At 60.7% G+C, this 18897-nt stretch carries 18 protein-coding genes and 1 pseudogene; 14 read left to right on the forward strand and 5 right to left on the reverse strand.

Annotated elements, in window-relative coordinates:
• Positions 1-49 precede the first annotated feature (49 nt).
• From ACNAZS_RS00145 to speD, 5 genes are read left to right on the forward strand one after another with little or no spacing between them, the layout of a single operon-like run.
• A complete protein-coding gene (locus ACNAZS_RS00145; protein ID WP_415784952.1) occupies positions 50-436 on the forward strand; it encodes a DUF350 domain-containing protein in 387 nt (128 codons plus the stop codon).
• A 26-nt stretch (positions 437-462) separates the two neighbouring features.
• Positions 463-1500, forward strand: coding sequence for an SPFH domain-containing protein (locus ACNAZS_RS00150; protein ID WP_415784954.1), 1038 nt, complete (start codon positions 463-465; stop codon positions 1498-1500).
• A gap of 7 nt (positions 1501-1507) precedes the next feature.
• The gene (locus ACNAZS_RS00155) at positions 1508-2986 is read left to right on the forward strand and encodes a DUF4178 domain-containing protein (RefSeq protein WP_415784955.1); all 1479 of its coding nucleotides are present in this window, start codon (positions 1508-1510) and stop codon (positions 2984-2986) included.
• Between the two features lie 3 nt (positions 2987-2989).
• Positions 2990-3124 (forward strand): hypothetical protein, encoded by a 135-nt coding sequence (locus ACNAZS_RS00160; RefSeq protein ID WP_415784957.1) that lies wholly within the window; start codon positions 2990-2992, stop codon positions 3122-3124.
• Entirely contained in the window at positions 3121-3471 is a 351-nt protein-coding gene (speD, locus tag ACNAZS_RS00165; protein WP_415784959.1) for an adenosylmethionine decarboxylase, read from the forward strand. Before ACNAZS_RS00160 ends, speD begins: the two co-directional genes overlap by 4 nt.
• 48 nt (positions 3472-3519) lie before the next feature.
• Here the strand turns inward: speD and ACNAZS_RS00170 are convergent, their stop codons facing one another.
• Together ACNAZS_RS00170 and ACNAZS_RS00175 are read right to left on the reverse strand one after the other, a co-directional pair.
• A complete protein-coding gene (locus ACNAZS_RS00170) occupies positions 3520-4806 on the reverse strand; it encodes an amidase (protein WP_415784961.1) in 1287 nt (428 codons plus the stop codon).
• A 181-nt stretch (positions 4807-4987) separates the two neighbouring features.
• Positions 4988-5815, reverse strand: coding sequence for an IclR family transcriptional regulator (locus ACNAZS_RS00175; protein WP_415784963.1), 828 nt, complete (start codon positions 5813-5815; stop codon positions 4988-4990).
• Positions 5816-6077: 262 nt separating this feature from the next.
• On the opposite strand from ACNAZS_RS00175, the pseudogene ACNAZS_RS00180 reads away from it, so the two are divergent.
• Positions 6078-6987: pseudogene (locus ACNAZS_RS00180) on the forward strand (Bug family tripartite tricarboxylate transporter substrate binding protein); the annotation flags it as partial.
• A 40-nt stretch (positions 6988-7027) separates the two neighbouring features.
• Positions 7028-9373 (forward strand): cytochrome P450/oxidoreductase, encoded by a 2346-nt coding sequence (locus tag ACNAZS_RS00185; protein WP_415784965.1) that lies wholly within the window; start codon positions 7028-7030, stop codon positions 9371-9373.
• Positions 9374-9441: 68 nt separating this feature from the next.
• Here ACNAZS_RS00185 and ACNAZS_RS00190 read toward each other — a convergent pair whose 3' ends face one another.
• Together ACNAZS_RS00190 and ACNAZS_RS00195 are read right to left on the reverse strand one after the other, a co-directional pair.
• Positions 9442-10335, reverse strand: a complete 894-nt coding sequence (locus tag ACNAZS_RS00190; RefSeq protein ID WP_415784967.1) for an FxLYD domain-containing protein — start codon at positions 10333-10335, stop codon at positions 9442-9444.
• Positions 10325-11224 (reverse strand): hypothetical protein, encoded by a 900-nt coding sequence (locus ACNAZS_RS00195; RefSeq protein ID WP_415784969.1) that lies wholly within the window; start codon positions 11222-11224, stop codon positions 10325-10327. The genes ACNAZS_RS00190 and ACNAZS_RS00195 overlap by 11 nt, the downstream gene beginning before the upstream one ends.
• 221 nt (positions 11225-11445) lie before the next feature.
• Between ACNAZS_RS00195 and ACNAZS_RS00200 the strand changes: the two genes are divergently transcribed.
• The 6 genes from ACNAZS_RS00200 (at position 11446) to ACNAZS_RS00225 (ending at position 16550) form a co-directional block, all read left to right on the forward strand.
• Positions 11446-12363, forward strand: a complete 918-nt coding sequence (locus ACNAZS_RS00200; RefSeq protein WP_415784971.1) for an aldo/keto reductase — start codon at positions 11446-11448, stop codon at positions 12361-12363.
• Positions 12364-12373: 10 nt separating this feature from the next.
• Positions 12374-13672, forward strand: coding sequence for an NTP/NDP exchange transporter (locus tag ACNAZS_RS00205; protein ID WP_415784973.1), 1299 nt, complete (start codon positions 12374-12376; stop codon positions 13670-13672).
• 118 nt (positions 13673-13790) lie between these two features.
• The gene (locus ACNAZS_RS00210; protein WP_415784975.1) at positions 13791-13943 is read left to right on the forward strand and encodes a DUF3309 family protein; all 153 of its coding nucleotides are present in this window, start codon (positions 13791-13793) and stop codon (positions 13941-13943) included.
• 68 nt (positions 13944-14011) lie between these two features.
• Positions 14012-14410 carry a Rap1a/Tai family immunity protein gene (locus tag ACNAZS_RS00215; RefSeq protein ID WP_415784977.1) on the forward strand — a complete coding sequence of 133 codons (399 nt, stop codon included), beginning with the start codon at positions 14012-14014 and terminating at the stop codon, positions 14408-14410.
• A gap of 682 nt (positions 14411-15092) precedes the next feature.
• A complete protein-coding gene (locus ACNAZS_RS00220) occupies positions 15093-15704 on the forward strand; it encodes a hypothetical protein (protein WP_415784979.1) in 612 nt (203 codons plus the stop codon).
• A 165-nt stretch (positions 15705-15869) separates the two neighbouring features.
• Entirely contained in the window at positions 15870-16550 is a 681-nt protein-coding gene (locus tag ACNAZS_RS00225) for a DUF3313 domain-containing protein (RefSeq protein ID WP_415784981.1), read from the forward strand.
• A 42-nt stretch (positions 16551-16592) separates the two neighbouring features.
• On the opposite strand, the gene ACNAZS_RS00230 is transcribed toward ACNAZS_RS00225, so the two are convergent.
• Entirely contained in the window at positions 16593-17816 is a 1224-nt protein-coding gene (locus tag ACNAZS_RS00230; protein ID WP_415784983.1) for an MFS transporter, read from the reverse strand.
• Positions 17817-17925: 109 nt separating this feature from the next.
• Between ACNAZS_RS00230 and ACNAZS_RS00235 the strand changes: the two genes are divergently transcribed.
• Complete coding sequence (locus ACNAZS_RS00235) at positions 17926-18876, forward strand: LysR family transcriptional regulator (RefSeq protein ID WP_415784985.1); 951 nt, start codon at positions 17926-17928, stop codon at positions 18874-18876.
• The last annotated feature ends 21 nt before the right edge of the window (positions 18877-18897 follow it).

Here is an 18897-nt window from a genome sequence, read left to right on the forward strand (position 1 = left end):
CGACCGTGCGTTTATACTGCGCGGACACCAAGACAAGGGAAGGGCTGGAATGCATCCTGTGCTGCTATATCTGATGTATATCGTCTCGGCGCTGATCATGCTCGGGATCTTTACCGTCATCTATACGACCGTCACCCGCTACAACGAGTTTTCGTTGATCCACGAGGGGAATATGGCCGCCATGTTGTCGTATGGCGGCGCGCTACTGGGATTCAGCCTGACCGTGTGCGTCAGTATCGCGGTGCACGCGACCTATGTGATGTTTCTGGCGTGGGGGCTGACCGCGATGGTGGTGCAGATCGTGGTGTACCTCGTCGTGTCGCGCGGCATTCCTGGAATGAACGACGCCATTGAAGAAAACAATGTCGCCATGGGTGGCCTGCTGGGCTTGTTCTCGTTGGCTGCCGGCGTGGTAAACGCCGGGTGCCTGACCTGAGTGTGATATTTGGAAAGGAGTCTCGTATGGGTCTCGGTTCGTTTATACGCAAGCAGTTTATTGATGTCCTGCAATGGAACGAAGACGGCGATGGCGTACTCGCCTGGCGTCATCCGATGGAGGATTTTGAAATCCAGTATGGCGCCAGCCTGACGGTGCGCGAGTCGCAGATGGCGGTGTTCGTCAACGAGGGCAAGGTGGCCGACGTGTTTGGTCCCGGCATGGTTAAGCTGACCACGCAGACGCTGCCTGTCCTGACGTACCTGAAAAACTGGGACAAGCTCTTTGAGTCGCCGTTCAAGTCGGACGTGATTTTCTTCAGCACTCGCCTGCAGTTGGGGCGGCGCTGGGGCACGGCGCAGCCGGTGACGGTGCGCGATAGCGAGTTCGGCATGGTGCGGCTGCGCGCGTTTGGCGTGTATTCGTACCAGATCAGCGATCCCGAGAAGTTTTATCGCGAGATTAGCGGCACGCGAGAGGTCTTTACGGTCGATGATCTCGAGTTGCAACTGCGCAATATGGTGGTCGCGAGCATGAGCACCGCGCTGGGTGGCTCGAATGTGGCGTTTTTGGATATGGCGGCCAATCAGGGCCTGATGTCGCAAAAGATCACCGAGCAGCTCGGGCCCGTCTTTGACCGCTATGGGGTCAAGCTCGATAACTTTACGGTCGAGAACGTGTCGGTCCCCGAGGAACTGCAAAAGGCCTTGGACCGCCGGATTTCGATGGGTATGGCGGGCGACCTGGGCAAATTCACTCAGTATCAAACCGCCACGGCGATTCCGATGGCGGCCCAGAACGAGGGCGGTATTGCGGGGGTCGGCGCGGGCTTGGCCGCGGGCGCGGCGTTGGGACAGACGATGGCCCAGGGCATGGTGCCGCCAGCGGGCGGCGCCGGTGCGGCAGCCGGCGCAGGGGCCGCGGCGGGCGCGGGTGCTGCCGCGGACAACGCCGATCCGGTGCAGCGTCTGCAGCAACTCAAAGACCTGCTGGACAAGGGTTTAATCACGATCGCGGACTACGACTCGGCCAAGGCCGAGGTGCTCAAGAAACTCACCAGCTAATTACACGATGCAGCAGGTTCTGTGTCCGCAATGCGGCGCGCCAGTCAAGTTCACGTCCACGGCTTCGGTCATGGCGGTGTGCGGCGCATGCCGCAGCACCTTGCTCAAGGATGCGGAATCGGTCAAGCATGTGGGCGAAATGGCCGATGTGCTGGAGGATTATTCGCCGATCTGCCTGGGCGCCTCGGGCATCTACGACAAGCGGCGTTTTACGGTCGTCGGGCGTATTCAACTACGCTATGACGACGGCTTTTGGAACGAGTGGTATATCTGGTTTGATGACGGCAGCGATGGCTGGCTATCGGATGCCTCGGGCCAGTATGCCGTGACGCACCGGCGTCGGGCCCAGAGTCCATTGGAGTTCCCGACGTTTTTCCAGATCGCGCCGGGCGCGGTGTTTGACCTGGATGGCCAGCATTTCATTGCCTCGGATATACGCTCCTGCCGCGCGACCGGCGTGCAGGGGGAGCTGCCCTTTGTGCCCGATACTGACGGCTGGGAGGCCCGGGTCGCGGACTATCGCAGCCTGGATGCGTTCCTGACCCTGGATTATTCCGATGGGGACACGCCCGAGGTCTATGTTGGGCACGCGTTCAAGATCGAGGGTATGGATGCGGCATCATTGCGCGGCGACGCCCTGATCGAGGAAACCGCCGGCCGCTTTCGTGGCCAGATCACGGCGCTGGATTGTCCGAATTGCGGTGCGCCCATCAGCTTTGTAGCCGCGATGGCGACTCAGGTGGTGTGCCCAACGTGCCAGGCCATGGTGGATTGCACCGAGGACACGGCTCGCGTGATCGAGCGACAGCGCAAGGTAAAGGCCACCCAAACGACGCTAGCGCTGGGTGCCGAGGCCACGATCGATGGGACGCCGTACACACTGATCGGCCTGCTCAAATGCGCTGACCCCGACCCCGATGAGCCGTCGGACTGGGTCGAGTATTTGCTGTTTAGCCCCAAAAAGGGCTTTTTGTGGCTGGTGGAGTCGGACGAGGGCTGGGAGCGCGTGCATGTCTGCGATACCTGGCCGAGTCGCAACAATAGCAACAGCTTTAATTGGCGGTCCAAGACGTATCGCAAGCTGTACGACTACACCTCCAAGGTAACGTTGGCCCTGGGGGCGTTTAATTGGCGCGTCAAGGTTGGGGACACGACGCAGATCAGTGATTATCAGTCAGGTAATCGCAAGTTGACGCGCGAGGAAGGCCTCAATGACCTGGGCTGGTCGGCGTCGGTGCCGGTCCAGCCATCCAGTCTGGCGCAATGGTTCGGGCAGCCCGAATTGGCCAGTGTGACAGCCTCGGCAACACGGTCTTCGGGCGACAAGGATACCTATCGTTCTTGGGCCATGCGGGCCTCGATTGCGATGCTGTTTCTCAATTTGTCGGACATCTTTAGTATCCGGATTCTCATGTTGATCGTCGGGTTGATCCTGCTATGGGTGCCCGCGAGCATGGCCGACAAATTCAATGGCGAAGGCGATTAACCGATGGGCAAGATTCTTTACATCATCTATGCGGCCATCGTCGTTCTCTCCATGACGGTTGGCTCGGGCGTGGGCGGATCGAGAGGCTGGGGCGGATCGTCCAGCAGTTCGGGATGGTCGTCGGGCGGCCATAAATGAGGGTGCATGCGACGCCGGGCTGCCACGTGCTGGCGGATCTGCGGGGTATCGAGGCGCGGTTATTAACGGATGCGAACGCACTGCGGGCGGTGCTGATCCAGGCTGCGGAGCACGCGGGCGCCCATGTGTTGGGCGCGCATTTTCATCATTTTGGCGAGCAGGCCGGTGTGACGGGCGTGGTCATGCTGAGCGAGTCGCACATCAGCATTCATACCTGGCCGGAGCATGGCTTTGCGGCGCTGGATATTTTTATGTGCGGGGCTGCAAAGCCCGAGTGGGCCTTGCAGCATGTGCGTGAGGCACTCAAGCCGGTTGATGCGCAGATCACGAGCGTCGACCGTGGCTAGCACCGACGCAGTGGGTTCAAGGACGCCGCGGGTTCACGGCGCCATAAGTTAGCCGCGCAGGCGCTCGTGTACCCAGGCAGCCGCGCGCAGCGTAGGCAAGTCGGCCCCGACCGGACCAATGACCTGCAGGCCCACCGGCAATCCGTGCGGCCCCTGATGAAAGGGCAGGTGGATGCAGGGGGCGCCCAGCAGCGTCCATAGACGACAGAACACGGCATCACCCGTGCCGCTGTCGGCCAACGGCGCCACGCCGGGCGCGCTGGGGGCCAGGATAATCTCCACATTCTTGAATTGGCTGGCCAACTGCGCACGAGCCTCGGCGGCCAGGGTCATCAGGGCTTGGTATCGTTCGTAGGGCAACTCCTGTCCCTGAGCCAGCATTTTTTGCAGCACCGGACCGAGTTGCTCCTCGTGACGGATCCGTTCGTCCGCCAGGGCACGGGCCGCTTCGAAGGCCATGATTTCGGCATGAATGTCCGTCAGTACGCCAAATGACGACGGCAATTCGATTTCGCGGATCTTGACGCCGGCGCCTTTTAAAACGCGTTCGGCTTGCGCCATGGCCTCGTGCACTTCCGGCTCCGCGTGATCCCACATCGGTGTGCGGCACAGGGCCACGCGCGGCGCGCGTGTTGAATCGGGATTCAGGAGGGCGCGATTGCCGCTCAGGGCGCTGACGAGCAAGGCGACGTCGTCAACGCTGCGGCCAAAGCCACCGACCGTGTCCAGCGATTCGCACAAGCTTTTCACGCCCGCGCGTGCCAGCATGCCGAAGCTGGGCTTGTAGCCTACGATCCCGCAATACGCAGCGGGACGGATGAGGGAGCCCGCCGTTTGGGTGCCAAGGGCAAGCGGCACCATGCCCGCGCCGACGGCGGCGGCGGAGCCACTGGACGATCCGCCCGGTGTAAAGGCCGGGTTGTGCGGGTTGCGCGTGGGCCCGGGTTCAAAGGTGGCAAACTCGGTCGTGATGGTCTTGCCGATCACCACCGCGCCGGCTTCGCGGCATACCGCCACGGCGGCGGCATCGTTGGCGGGCTGATGTCCTTTGTAAATCGGCGATCCGTAGGCGGTCGGCAGATCGTAGGTGTCGTAGATGTCTTTGACACCCAGCGGTAGCCCATGCAGCAACCCCTGTGTGGGGCCGCGGTCCAGTTCCTTGGCGCGTGCGATCGCCTGATCATGCCCGAGGACGGCCCAGGCATGTAGTTTGGGCTCGCGTTGCGCGATGCGTTCAAGGCAGGCGCGCGTCAGCGTTTCGGCTGAAATATCGCGTTGCTGGAGGCGGTGAGCCAGTGCGGCGGCTCCACTGTCTAACAGGCTGTCTATGTTCATCAGAGGTCCTGGGGAGTCAGATCTCGGGCTGAGTTGAGGGCTTCAAGCCTGAGGATACCAGTCACCAATGACATGGTGGAAAAAAGCGCCAGGCCGGTGCGAGTCGTTGGGGGCAGGCCACTGCATGCACGCCATCGGGCACCGCGTTGACGCCATTTGGCCGACATCGTGCAGTCATGTCTTAGGCCGTCGTTGTGCTCGCGCTATGACCCAGTAGACGGCTGATGATCTGCGCTTCTCTGCAAACGGCCTGGCCGACGACGCCTTCGGGCGACGGATTGAAGCCGCCGGTTGCGCCCAACGCTGTGAGCACCGCGCAGGGTCGGCCGGTGTAGTTGTATAAGGGCGCTGCGATCGCGCTGATACCCGGCAAGTTGGTGTCTCGCACGACGGCGCAGCCTGCTGCCAGGACGGATTGCTGCAAGGTCCCGATCGGATCTTGTGCGTCGAGTTGCGCACGCTGCTGCGGCGAGGCCGCCTGCAGCTCGGCGCGCGCCAGCGCCAGGACATTGCTGTCGTCCAGGGTGGCCAATAACGCGCGCCCCGTGGCGGACCACAACATGGGCAGGACCGAGCCCACGCGCACATTGAGGGTGACGGGAAGGCCAGGCTCTTCAAAGCGAATGATGGTCGGGCCTTTATTGCCCATCACAGCGACAAAACACGTGATCTCCAATTGCTCGCGCAAGCGAATCAACGAGGCCTCGGCTACGCGGATGGGATCAGCCTGCCGCATGGCCGACACGCCGAGTTGCAAGGTCTCCCAACCGAGGAAGTATTGTTGGGTCGCGCTGTCTTGATCGACGAGCCCGCCCTCGATCAGGCTGACCAGATAACGATGCACTTTGGCGGGGCTTTCGTCGATATGGGTAGCGATCAGGGTCAGGCTGGCACGCCCTCCCAGACTGCCCAGGGCCTTGAGCACCGCGATGCTGGTCTCGGCCGCCTGCACGCGCTGACGCCGTTCGCGTGGACGGGGGATGATGGGCGCAGAAGAGGGTGGGGTCATGGGCGTCGTTAAATAAAGGGGGCGGACCAAGGTCAGAGCTTATACCGGACCCGTCCTCACGGCGGCCCGTTGTCGACCTGCTTTCAGCCTGTTTTCGGGGTAAATCCTATTGATTAATTACGCATAGCGTATATTATTTACGCAAAATAGGATGCACAACACCTTTTCGCAAAAATAAGCCGGAGACAACCATGTCCGTTACCCGTATTGCGCGCGCACTTGCCTGTTCTGTATTCACCCTGACCGCGGCGNCGACTGCCGNCGCCGCGGATAACTATCCATCCAAGCCCGTGCGCTGGATCGTGCCTTATGCCGCCGGCGGTGGCTCGGATTTCCTGGCGCGAACCGTCAGTCAGGGGCTGGCGCCGCGCTTGGGACAGACGGTCGTGGTCGACAACAAGCCAGGTGGCAATACGGCCATCGGTGCCTCAGAAACCGCGCGATCCGCCCCGGACGGCTACACGATGTTGTCGGCCGATAACGGCACCCTGGTGTTCAATCCGGCGCTGTATCAAAAGCTGTCGTATAACCCCGAAAAAGACTTGGCGCCGGTGACGTTGCTGGGGGTGTTTCCCATGATTCTGGTCGCCGGCCCGGCCCTGAAAGCCACCGACGTCAAAGGCTTCCTCGAGGAAGTCAAGACGTACAAGGACGGCATGAGCTACGCCTCCGCCGGTGCAGGCAGCCCCCATCATCTGGCGATGGAATTGCTCAAGGTCGAAACTGGCGTCAATCTGGTGCACGTTCCCTATAAGGGCGCCGCGCCGTCGCTGTCCGATGTGGCCGGTGGGCAGGTGCCCGTGATGATGGTGGACCTGGCCGCGGGAGCGGGCTTTATCAAGGGCGGTAAGGTGCGGCCACTGGCGGTTGCCAACGCGACGCGTTTGGCTCAATTGCCCGACGTGCCGACCTTTGCCGAACTGGGCTACAAAAATATCGAGGCCGCCGCACAGGTGGGCATCGTTGTGCCGGCCGCGACCCCGCAGCCCGTCATCGATACGCTCAACCGCCAGTTGGTCGCCACGATCAATGATCCGACGATCCACCAAAAACTGGTCGACTTCGGCATCGAGCCCGTGGGCAATACGCCCGCGCAATACCGCGATTTGCTGCAAGCCGAGCGTACGCGCTGGCACAAACTGATCGACGATCTGGGTATCAAGCTGGATTAAACGCGCCGCTTGTTTTTTGAATTGCTATCGGAGCGAAGTCATGTCTGCATCCGTCACCCCCGAGCCTGCGTCGGGTTGCCCCATCCATCACGCCGCGAGCGGCCAGGCCGCCGGCTGTCCGATGCATGTCAGTGCCGGCGCCGCCGAGTTTGATCCTTTTGGTGATAGTTATCAGCAGGATCCGCCGGAGTATGTACGATGGGCGCGTGAGCAGGAGCCGGTGTTTTACAGTCCGAAGCTCGGCTATTGGGTGGTGACGCGATACGATGACATCAAGGCGATTTTTCGGGATAACCAGACGTTCAGTCCGTCTATCGCGCTGGAGAAAATCACCCCGACGGGACCCGAAGCCAACGACGTCCTGGCCTCGTACGGTTATGCGATGAACCGGACGCTGGTCAACGAAGACGAGCCAGCCCACATGCCGCGTCGTCGCGCGTTGATGGAGCCCTTTACGCCCGAGGCGCTTAAGCATCACGAGCCCATGGTGCGCCGACTGACGCGCGAGTACGTGGACCGCTTTATCAACGACGGCCGCGCGGATCTGGTGGATCAGATGCTGTGGGAAGTGCCGTTGACGGTTGCCTTGCATTTTCTTGGGGTGCCCGAAGAGGACATGGATCTGCTGCGCAAATATTCGATTGCGCACACGGTCAATACCTGGGGACGCCCCAAGCCCGAAGAGCAAGTCGCCGTGGCCCATGCGGTGGGGAATTTCTGGCAATTGGCAGGCAAGATCCTGGACAAAATGCGCCAGGATCCGGACCAGCCCGGATGGATGCAGTACGGAATACGCAAGCAGCGCGAGGTCCCGGACGTGGTCACGGATTCGTATCTGCACTCGATGATGATGGCGGGAATTGTGGCGGCGCACGAGACCACGGCCAACGCCTCGGCCAACGCGATGAAACTGCTGCTGCAGCATCCCGATGCCTGGCGTGATATTTGCGAAGACCCATCGCTGATTCCCAATGCGGTGGAGGAATGCCTGCGCCACAATGGTTCGGTCGCGGCTTGGCGTCGGCTGGTGACGCGCGATACGCAGATCGCGGGCGTACCGATGGCGGCGGGGTCGAAATTGCTGATCGTCAGTTCGTCCGCGAATCACGATGAGCGCCATTTTTCCGATGCGGATCTGTTTGATATCCGTCGGGAAAACGCGAGCGATCAACTGACCTTTGGCTATGGGTCGCACCAATGCATGGGCAAGAACCTGGCGCGCATGGAGATGCAGATCTTCCTGGAGGAGTTCACGCGTCGGTTGCCGCATATGCGCTTGGCCGAGCAGGCCTTCAGCTACGTGCCCAACACATCGTTTCGTGGGCCGGAGCATGTCTGGGTCGAATGGGATCCCAGTCAGAACCCCGAGCGTCGTCAACCCGATATCTTGTCGGTGCGCCATCCGGTGCGTATCGGTGAACCCTCGACCCACGCGATTGCGCGAACGCTGGTGGTAGAACGCGCCGAGGCGGCGTCGCAGGGCGTGCTGATGGTGACGCTGGTCTCGCCCGATGGCAAGGATTTGCCGCGCTGGTCGCCGGGCGCGCATCTGGACGTAGAGTGCGGCGACACGGGCTTGTCGCGTCAATACTCCCTGTGCGGAGATCCCAACGATGCGGGCCGGTTGCGCATCGCGGTGCTGAGAGAATCCGAGGGCCGGGGCGGCTCGGCGTGGATGCATGATCATGTCACCCCTGGCGCGCGTCTGCGTGTCCGCGGGCCCCGCAATCATTTCCGTCTTGATGAAGAAACGCGTCGCGCGATTTTCATTGCGGGTGGCATCGGCATCACGCCGGTCAGCGCCATGGCGCGACGCGCCCAGGGGCTGGGGATCGATTACGAGCTGCATTACAGCGGCCGTTCACGCGCCTGTATGGCCTTGTTGCCAGAGTTGGTGGCGTTGCATGGCGACCGTCTGCATGTGTACGCCAGTGATGAAGGGCGGCGTAATGATTTTGCGGCCTTGCTGGCCGAGCCCGATGCGCAGACACAGGTCTATGCATGCGGCCCGGAACGCATGCTGGATGCACTGAAACAAGCCTGTGCGCATTGGCCGGACGATACGCTGCGCGTCGAGCATTTTCATTCGACACTGGGCACGCTGGATCCCGCGAAGGAGCATGCGTTCGAGGCGGAGCTAAAAGACTCGGGGCTGGTGATTACGGTGGCGGCGGATCAGACCTTGTTGACCGCATTGCGTGCCGCGAATATCGATGTGCAAAGCGATTGCGAAGAAGGTCTGTGCGGCTCTTGCGAGGTGCGAGTGCTGGCCGGCGATATCGACCATCGCGATGTCGTGCTGACACGCGCGGAGCGCGAGGCCAACGGCCAGATGATGAGCTGCTGCTCCCGGGCGAAAGGCAAAAGAATCGTTCTGGAATTGTGAGGACTTGATCTGTTGTCGGCGTCGACTTGATTAGTCGATTTCCCGACCTGATCTATCTGGTTTGCCGTTTACTTGCCCTCGGCGTCATATACGATGCCCACGCGTTCGAAGTTCGCACCGTATTGCTTGACGGCCACCTCAAAGGGCGCGCTGTCTCCGGGTTTCAGGACGGGCAGGCGCAGTTCGTCGAACTCGGCACCGGTTACGCGATCTTTGGCATCGTAGAGGCTGACCCAGACGTTGATCTTGCTGACGTCGTGGTCGGCGTCGTTGGTGACCCGACCGGACACGACCACGTATTTGTATTGATAGCGGTACGTGAAGTTCAGCGTGCCCCGTCCGATGCGCGCGTCGGTTTTGTCGATGCTGATGGTCAGCGCGGGGCGCGGGCCGGGCAAAGCGGCGCGCCGCATCGCCTGCCAGGCCGGCTTGAACTCGGTGATCTTGTCAAAGCCTTCGCCGCCGTACATGACGGGGACGCGTTCGCCGGGATAGAGCGTCTCGGGCAAGGCCCACGAGGGGTGCAGCTTGACGCCGCGAGCTTTCTCGAAAAAAGCCATGTCGAGCTTCGGGTCTATCGCGATATATTGCTCGCTGCGATTGACGAGCTCGGCGATCCATAGAGACCGGCCGATCTCGTTGGCGAGTCGACGCGGCTCGACGATTTCCAGCGCCTGCGCGTCGAATAGTGCGAAGTTTTCGTCAAGCAGTTCCTGGGTGGTGAGCGTGACGCCTTCGATCATGCGCACCTTGGCCGGTTTGACGCGGATGATGCGGGTGGCGGCGGCAGGCGCGCCGGTGGTTTTTGCATTGGCTGGCTCGGTTGTCGGGCTTCCCGCAGGCTCGGTTCGTGCTGGAGTGGGCGTGGGGGCCGCGGTTGACTCGGCGGCCGGCACCGGCACTGCAATCAGCAAGGCAATGAGGCCGGCCAGTAGCGCGGCGGCGTAGCGGCTAGCGGTCACTTTGCACCATATAGTCGTAATAGGCGATGTTGCCGTTGTCGAACATCTCGACATCGACATCGAACGGCGTGGCGGCGTTGGGCTCCAGCTCGCTTGCCACGCCGTAGCCGGAGCCGGCGCCCATCAGGCGACCGTCTTCGTCATAGGCCATGACGATGATCTTGGTGCCGTTGGCCGCGCGGCTGTCCTTGTTGCGCAGCAGGCCCACGAAGCGATAGCGGTCGTCATTGAGGACCAGTTGGGTTTTCTCGGCGGCGACGTCGCGGCCTTCGGTACGTGATGCCGTCACGCCTCGTTCGAGCGTCAAGGCATAGCGCGTATAGGATTGCGATGGCACCGAGATCCGTACGGGCGTGTATTCGCCGGGTAGCAACGAGCTCGCCAGTGGTGAGGCCGATTTGGACGTTAGCGTCAATTCATCCTGAAAAAAGGTGGCCTTGACGCTCGGCACCTGGATTTTCACGCCGGTCTCGTTACGCATCATCAACACGATTTCGCGACGGCCGTTGTCCTCGACTTCCTGCGTGTTCGTCAGCGTGACCAACGCGGGATCGATGGGTTTTTCAACAACGCGGGGGGCAGCAGCGCGGGATGGGGGCGTGTCACGGTTGCCGAGTATCGAGGTTACGACGGCCACCCCAATAATCGCGACGATGATGGCGAGGACTCCGATGATCCAGGAGGTCTTGATTTCCAGCGGAGCTTGTTGGGGCGCCTGCATGCCCCGGAGAATCTTCTCTAGCCGCTGGGCGACGTCGTCTTCGACGAGGGTGACGGCCTGGCAGTGATTGCAGCAATACTCGTTGGTCGCCAGTTTGGTGAACTGGCTGCTACCGCAGGTAGAGCACGTCAGCGTGACAGTGTTGATAGTGGTTCGTTTGGTGGGCATGCTCGCTGCCACGCATCGCGCGGGCGGGTGTTGGTCATCCTTGGGGCGCAAGGATACCGGGATGGTGGGCAGGGTGGGGTGCGGGGTCGCATCTGAATATTACAAAATGCGAGCAAAGGCCGCCGGCAGTGCTAAAAGATGAGTTGTCTTGGCAAGGTCGAAGCGTGACGGTTATAAGAAAAACTCAATGCCACCCACCCGTTTCGCTAGGAGCCCACGTTATGTTTACGCGCCGTCGCTTTGTCTATGGCTTGTCTGCATCGGTCATGGGGGCTCAACTGCCACGCGTCGCGTTGGCCGCCAGTGCCGCGACCCATGCGATGTCGTCCCGACGGATTCCGTCGTCTGGCCAAATGGTGCCTGTGATCGGCATGGGGACGGCTGACAGTTTTAATGTCGGGGCCTCCGAGGGCGATCGCGCACCGTTACGAGAGGTGATGCGCCGGTTTTTCGCGGCGGGCGCCTCGGTGATCGATACGGCGCCCAGCTATGGGCAATCGGAAACCGTCGTCGGCGACTTACTGGCCGAGTTGGGGCTAAGAGACAAGGCATTTCTCTGCACCAAGATCGGCGCTTCTGGGCGCGACAACGGTCAAGCCCAATTTCAAGAATCACTGCGACGTTTAAAAACAGACAAGGTCGAACTCTTGCAGGTGCACAATCTACTTGACTGGAAAACTCAACTCGCGCTCATCAACGAGCTGAAGGCGCAAGGCAAGGTGCGTTATTCTGGGTTAACGCATTATCACGAAGGCGGGCACGACGAGCTGGCCGATGTGGTGCAAGCAACGAGACCTGATTTTCTGCAGATCAATTATTCGGTGATTTCCACGGGCGCGGAAAAACGTCTGTTCCCGATGGCACAAGACCTGGGGGTGGCCGTGCTGATTAACCGCGCGTTTGACGATGGTCGATTATTTCGCGACGTCGGCGACAAGGCGTTACCGGGCTGGGCGGCAGAGGTCGGGATCACATCGTGGGCTCAGGCCTTTCTGCGTTTTGCCATCAGCCCGCCTGCAGTCACGGCGGTCATTCCGGCGACGAGCCGACCCGATCGCCAAAGTGATAATTTGAAGGCCGGGGGTGGGCCCGTCCTGACGGCCGAGCAACGTCGATCATTGCAAGCGCTGTTTGCCTGAACGCATGGCGATGATCCCATCGACGCGCGTAGAGGCGTGGCTTGTTCGGGCGTTCAACTTGCGTCAAGGCGAAGGGCTCGCTGTTGCGGCGGGCCTGGCGATGTTCTTTCTGCTGTTCTGCGCGTATTTCATGCTGCGGCCGGTACGCGAAACCATGGGCGTGGCGGGCGGCGTCGATAATCTGCAGTGGCTGTTTACGGGGACGTTCATCGTCACGCTCATTGCGATGCCCTTGTTTGGCTGGGTGGCATCCGTGGCGCCGCGGCGTCAGATCATGCCCTGGGTTTATGGCTTTTTTGTCTTGAATCTGCTGGGTTTCGCGGTGGTGTTGTGGACGCGGCCCGACAGTGTGTGGGCAGGGCGCGTGTTTTACATCTGGTTGTCGGTCTTTAACCTGATGGCGATTTCGCTGGCGTGGAGTGTGCTGGCGGATTTGTTCGTCGGAGAACAGGCCCGGCGCTTGTTTGCGCTGATAGCGGGAGGCGCCAGCCTGGGTGGGCTCGCGGGGCCATTGCTGGGAGCCGCATTGGTCCAGCCGTTGGGCCATGGCGGCCTATTGCTATTAGCGGCGATGTTGCTGACGGCCAGCGCCTGGATGTCGGCATGGCTACATCGCTGGCGTGATCAACATCCTGTCGATGAGGCCGACGCTGCCAGCGAAGCGCGGCGCCGTCGCCCATTGGGCGGCAATCCGTTTGCCGGCTTGTCCGAAGTGCTGGGTTCGCGTTATTTGCTGGGTGTCGCGTTGTTTGTGACGCTGTTGGCCAGTGTCAGCACGTTTCTGTACTTTGAGCAGGCGCGCATGGTGGCAGAACATTTTCCCGACCGCACGCGGCAGACACAGGTCTTTGGGCTGATTGACGCGGTGGTGCAGGGTTTGGCGATTCTGACCCAGGTTTTCTTTACGGGACGCATTGCGCAACGGCTCGGTGTCGGGGTGCTGTTGGTCGGTGTGCCGCTGTTGTTGGCGCTGGGCTTCCTATGGTTAGCGTTGTCACCGGTATTTGCGGTCTTCGTTGTGGTGATGGTCGCGCGTCGTGCCGGAGAGTACGCGCTGGTGCGGCCGGGCCGTGAAATGCTTTACACCGTGCTGCCCGCAGAACAAAAGTACAAGGCCAAAAATTTTAACGACACGGTCGTGTATCGCGGTGCTGATGCATTGAGTGGTTGGGTGAAGCGGGGGGTGGACCTGATCGCGGATCAGCCCTCCTTGGCGCTATGCCTGGGCGCGGGGATCGCGCTTGCATGGGCCGCCACAGGCGGGTGGCTGGCGCGGCAATATCGAAAGCTGGAGCCTGACGGTAGCTGACCCGAGATCTCTGCGGCATGCCGTTCAGAGCGGACGTCCAGGCACGCAAGTTGCTGGACCTTAGGGCGCGCAGGCCCGACGGGGTCCCTGGCATTGTTCCGCAGGAAGGGAGGTCGCTATGTCGACTATTTTATTTATCGTGTTGATTCTTTTACTGATTGGTGCCATTCCGGCGTGGCCCCATAGCCGGAGCTGGGGGTACTACCCGAGCGGGATCCTTGGCATTTTGCTCATCGTTCTCATCGTTATGCTGCTGACAGGGCACATATAAGGAGTTAGCCGTACTGAATCAAGGCGCTGGTAATATGCGTTGTTTCCATGATGATCCGGGGTCAAATAATGACGCAGGTTTCACGGCGCCCAGCTTGCTTGTTTCATGCGATTGTTGTCACGCTGGCGCTGGCATCGGCGCCTGTGACGGCGCAGCCTGTCGAACAATATCGACCGATCGTCGCCAAGGAACTCTATGACGGCATCATGTCGGGTGGCTTGGCATCCTGGGTTGAGGATCCGGCGCAACGTACGGCGCTTTCGACCTATATGGCGACCTCGTATATTTGGGCGGTCGCGGATAGCACTCAAGGCAAACAGTGGTGTTTGATGCCGCCTCTGGATCTCGTAAAGATGGCCGAGTCTGTACTGGCCTATCTGGATGAACTACCGGCGTCCAGGCAGTCCGAGGGGGCCGCGGTAATCGTCGCCGAATCTTTGGGCAAGACCTATCCGTGTCCACGTTAAATCATGCGCGGCTGTTTTGTCACGATACTTGCCGCGTAGCTTTTACGGTACATACCGCTATTCGGTAGGCTTTACCGATTCCTTCCGTATCGTGTTGCGTCGTCTCGCGGCGAGCGGCTATTTTCCCCATGCCAGCGTTCGGGAACGGCAGTTGCGCCTGTGTCTCAGCGGACTGGCTTTTCACTCGCGGTCCGCGGAGCTTTTTCCAAGTGCGTATCACGCCTCGTATGGGAGAATCGCAATGACCGGCACAAAAACACCCCCTTCAACGAATCGACCCGCATCGCCTCATACCCATCGAACGGCAACCGAGCCTACCGTTCCACCTACAGCCGAAGGCCCGCCTAACGGTGAGATAAATACCGACCCGAGCACAAACTCCGGATATCCTGCCGGCGGCTCTCAGGCCCCCAGAGGTAAGGATCCTTTCGGGCGTAAGAATAAAAAAGAAGATTGACGCACCGAGCCTGCCTATTAATGCGTGGAGAGCGGAACCGCCTATGGCGCAAGCGCCTACGAGTGTCAGGCATGGGAATTGCGATGGGGATGCCCACGACGAGGGGCCGACGTCTCTCGAATCGGCCGAGCCCGTTAGCGCACCCGTCTCGACTCAAGCGGTTTTACCAAAAGACAATCCTTGTCTCCGAGGACTAGCGGCGATATTGACTCATTGGAGAATGATATGGCATCAAAGAACAAAGGCGATATGAAGATGATTCACGACCTGCTTTATCAGGCATTGGAAACCGAGATCGGCGGAATCAATGTCTATACGGCAGCGTTGACCTGTGCCACCAACAAAGATTTGGCAAAGGAATGGGACGGCTACCTTGGCGAAACGAAGACGCATCGCCAAGTGCTGCTGACCGTGTTCGAGGAGCTCGGCCTGGACGCCGAAGTGCGCGTACCCAGCCGTGAGGTGGTGAAACACCACGGCGATTCGCTGGTCGCCGCGATCAAATTGGCGAAGAAGGCAGGCGACCCAGCCGGCGCTCAAATCGTAGCCGCCGAATGCGTGGTGCTTGCCGAAACCAAAGACCACCAAAATTGGGAGTTGATAGGCGCAGTGGCCGATAAGCTTGCCGGCAAGGAGGCTGCTGTTCTAAAGAAGGCGCACCAAGCCGTGGAAAAGGACGAGGACCATCACCTATACCATACCAAGGGCTGGACACGGGAGCTCTGGATTGACGCCTTGGGTTTTCCCGCTGTGCTTCCACCTCCAGAGGAAGTCAAGAAGGTAGAGACCGCTATCGGCGCCTCGAGGGCGGAACAGTCGCGCGAGAAAATGTTATGACGATGGATGCCAGCTTGCAGACGCTAGGTTCGATCGTGAATTCGTCGAGCTAAAACGCAGATTCGTCGAAAATCGATAGTGATTTCCTGAGGGCGCATTTATCGTTGATCCGCGCCCGAGGATCAACCTCAGATAGAGCGCGGATTCATCTCAGGAGATTGGCTGATGGCATTGCAGCGCTTTGTTGGTCCGATGGTTGTCGCGGGAGCCTTGTTGCTCGCCGGTTGTGCGTCGAGGGTCCCGGACTCTCACGAGTATTCGGGTTTTTTGGGTAATTACAGCAATTTGCAGCCATCGACGTCGGCGTCGGGCGCGCCGATACTGCGTTGGGTCGCGCCGAGCTTTAACCCCAAGAGTTATTCGGCCCTGGTCTATGAACCTGTCGTGTATTACCCCGAGGCGCATCCGTCCAGCCAGGTTGGTCAACGGGTGCTGGACGGTGTGTTGTCCTATACGAATACCAAGCTGAAGACCGCTGCGGAGCAAAGGATGCGGCTGGTGAGCAAGCCCGGGCCCGGGGTGTTGATATTTCGTGGCGCGATCACCGCTGTGAATACCAGTGACCAAGATCTGAAACCGCGCGAGTTGATTCCTTTCGCGTTGGTCGTGGCCGGCGCGCGTGCCGCGACGGGCATGCGCCCCAAGGATACAAATTTGTTTTTCGAAGGAGAGTTGCTTGATGGCGTGACCAGGCAGCCGCTCGTCAAGATCGTTCGTAAAGGCACCGGCATACAGGTGACCAATGCGGAGCAACAAGTCACCGCGGACGATCTGCGAACGGTGATCGACCAGTTGGGCGCCGATGCGGTCATGTTTGATGCGAGGGCGCAGCCCAAGCCGAATTGATCGCGGGCTTGAGCACCCGCGAAGGATCAAGGCGGCGAAGGGTCAAGGACGGGCGCCTGTCAGGGCGATGGGGTGCAAGCGCAACAACAGGGCGCCCAGTGAGGCGGCTATCGCCAGTACGACAACACCCGTCCACCCGAAATGGGCCAAGGCCAGAGTGCCGAGCGCGCCGCCAGCCGCCATGCCAACAAATATGCCTACCATCAAGATGGCATTCAAGCGGCTGCGCGCAGCGGGGTCCAGGCTATAGACCAGGCTTTGATGCGCAATCAATGACATCTGAATACCAAGATCAAAACCGATCGCGCTGATCGCGATCAGTCCTAATGCGACGTAGGGCGACAACATGGGAACGGCGATCATCAGCGCAAAGGACGCCGCAGCCAGGAGTGCACCTCGACGCGCGACGGTCGCCGGGCCGCGCCGATCCGCCGAACGCCCAGCCAGTGGCGCGGCCAAAGCGCCCGCTGCACCCGCCAGCCCGAACGCGCCCGCGGCACCAGCTCCCAACTGAAACGGCGCCGCATGCAGCATCACTGCCAGGGTCGACCAAAACGCGCTGAAGGCGAGCGACAGCAGACCCTGGGCGACTACCGCGCGTCGCAACGCCGCATGTTGCCGCCACAATGTCGCCAGTGATCCCAGCAATGCGCCGTACGATAAACGCGTCGTAGGCGCAAAGGCGGGCAGGCCGCGCCACAGTGCCGCTCCCAAAACCAGTATCGCCGCAGACGCCGCCATGAACATGGTGCGCCAGCCGAATTGCTCTGCCACCAGACCGCTTACCACGCGTGACAGCAAAATTCCCAACAATAGGCCGGTCATGACTGATCCCACGATGCGACCGCGGTGTTCGGGCGGCGCCAGCGTGGCGGCGGCGGGCACAATATCCTGCGCCAGCGTGGCGGCTAAGCCCAATGCAAAGCTGGCGCCCAACAGGGCTTCTATTCCTGGCGCCAGTCCGGCCAACAGCAACGCCAGTGCCAAGGCAATGATTTTGCCCAGGATGATGCGCTTGCGGTCATAGCGGTCGCCCAGCGGGGCCAGCAACAAAATGCCCACGGCATAGCCCAATTGCGTTAGCGCGGGGATCCAGCCCAGCGCGGCGTCGCTGGCGCCCAGCTCATGTCCCAAAATGCCCAACATGGGCTGGTTGTAATAGAGCGATGCGACGGCGAGTCCTGCGCCGCTGGCCAGCAACAGTACACGCCCGGAAGACAAGTCCGTCCGGGCAGGGGAAGAAGCAGAAGTCATAACGGCTGGCATGAGATTTGTCCTGGGTCATTGCTTAGTGTGAAAGGCATCGCCGCATTCTGGACTTGCGCCAAACGTATTGGTAGTAGCCTAAATGGAAGAATGGTTATACGATTTACGTATGACCGATTCGAATTTCGGGGCAGATCGCCTCCAATTGCTGGAAACCTACGTGCGCATCGTCGAAGCCGGCAGTCTGTCTGCCGCCGCCGTGCAGCTTGGCGCTACTCAGCCGACAGTGAGCCGTCGCCTGCAGGCGCTGGAACGGGCACTGGGCGTACGGCTGCTCCAGCGTTCGACGCATGCCATGGGTCTGACCGAGGATGGGCAGCGTTGTTACGAGCGCGCGCTTGAGCTACTCGGCGCCTGGCAAACGCTGGAAGGGGAGGTGCGTGGCGCCAGTCGGCAGCCCACGGGCATGCTGCGCGTCGTGGCACCCCATGCATTCGGCCAAGAGCAGTTCATCGAGCCTTTGGCACAGTACCTACGCCAGTATCCCGAGATGCGAGTTGAATGGTTGCTGCACGATCGACTTCCGGACTTCATTGGCGAAAATATCGATTGCGCCATCCGGGTCGGCGAGGTGGCTGATCCTTCTGTGGTGGCGATTAAGCTGGGGGACGTCCCGCGTTTTGTCGCTTGCGCGCCAGCGTTATTACATGGGCGCCCACTGCCACAACATCCGCAAGAGCTTGCCGATCTGCCGTGGTTGGCATTGCATATGTTTTATCGCGAGGAAGTTCAGTTGACGCATCGCCATACGGGCGAACAAGCGCGCGTGGAGATCGCACCGCGTTTGTCGACGGATGGCCTGCGCGCCTTGGCAAACGCGATGAAACTGGGCCTGGGCGTCGGTATCGCATCGTCGTGGGCGCTGACCGAAGATCTGGCTACTGGCGATCTCGTCCATCTCGTTCCCGAATGGAAAGCCGAGCCGTTGCCCGTGTATCTGATTTATGTTCCGTCCCGGCTGCAGCCCGCTCGCCTGCGCACGTTCATCGATATTATGAAGACGTATCTGCCTGCGGAATTGCAGGCGTCGCAAGGGGCCGCTTCAGTCGAGATACGTTAGTCGGTTTTGACAAACGGCACC

It is taken from the genome of Bordetella tumulicola (assembly GCF_965138755.1).
GTDB classification, from domain to species: Bacteria; Pseudomonadota; Gammaproteobacteria; order Burkholderiales; family Burkholderiaceae_B; genus Bordetella_A; species Bordetella_A tumulicola.

Bases quoted from the DNA above. Each gene is read 5' to 3' on its own strand.
- ACNAZS_RS00235 (WP_415784985.1), top strand. From the start codon at position 17,926: ATGACCGATTCGAATTTCGGGGCAGATCGCCTCCAATTGCTGGAAACC.
- ACNAZS_RS00185 (WP_415784965.1), top strand. From the start codon at position 7,028: ATGTCTGCATCCGTCACCCCCGAGCCTGCGTCGGGTTGCCCCATCCAT.
- ACNAZS_RS00220 (WP_415784979.1), top strand. From the start codon at position 15,093: ATGGCATCAAAGAACAAAGGCGATATGAAGATGATTCACGACCTGCTT.
- ACNAZS_RS00160 (WP_415784957.1), top strand. From the start codon at position 2,990: ATGGGCAAGATTCTTTACATCATCTATGCGGCCATCGTCGTTCTCTCC.
- ACNAZS_RS00215 (WP_415784977.1), top strand. From the start codon at position 14,012: ATGACGCAGGTTTCACGGCGCCCAGCTTGCTTGTTTCATGCGATTGTT.
- ACNAZS_RS00195 (WP_415784969.1), bottom strand. From the start codon at position 11,224: ATGCCCACCAAACGAACCACTATCAACACTGTCACGCTGACGTGCTCT.
- ACNAZS_RS00200 (WP_415784971.1), top strand. From the start codon at position 11,446: ATGTTTACGCGCCGTCGCTTTGTCTATGGCTTGTCTGCATCGGTCATG.
- ACNAZS_RS00145 (WP_415784952.1), top strand. From the start codon at position 50: ATGCATCCTGTGCTGCTATATCTGATGTATATCGTCTCGGCGCTGATC.
- ACNAZS_RS00225 (WP_415784981.1), top strand. From the start codon at position 15,870: ATGGCATTGCAGCGCTTTGTTGGTCCGATGGTTGTCGCGGGAGCCTTG.
- ACNAZS_RS00170 (WP_415784961.1), bottom strand. From the start codon at position 4,806: ATGAACATAGACAGCCTGTTAGACAGTGGAGCCGCCGCACTGGCTCAC.
- speD (WP_415784959.1), top strand. From the start codon at position 3,121: ATGAGGGTGCATGCGACGCCGGGCTGCCACGTGCTGGCGGATCTGCGG.
- ACNAZS_RS00150 (WP_415784954.1), top strand. From the start codon at position 463: ATGGGTCTCGGTTCGTTTATACGCAAGCAGTTTATTGATGTCCTGCAA.
- ACNAZS_RS00230 (WP_415784983.1), bottom strand. From the start codon at position 17,816: ATGCCAGCCGTTATGACTTCTGCTTCTTCCCCTGCCCGGACGGACTTG.
- ACNAZS_RS00210 (WP_415784975.1), top strand. From the start codon at position 13,791: ATGTCGACTATTTTATTTATCGTGTTGATTCTTTTACTGATTGGTGCC.
- ACNAZS_RS00155 (WP_415784955.1), top strand. From the start codon at position 1,508: ATGCAGCAGGTTCTGTGTCCGCAATGCGGCGCGCCAGTCAAGTTCACG.
- ACNAZS_RS00205 (WP_415784973.1), top strand. From the start codon at position 12,374: ATGATCCCATCGACGCGCGTAGAGGCGTGGCTTGTTCGGGCGTTCAAC.
- ACNAZS_RS00175 (WP_415784963.1), bottom strand. From the start codon at position 5,815: ATGACCCCACCCTCTTCTGCGCCCATCATCCCCCGTCCACGCGAACGG.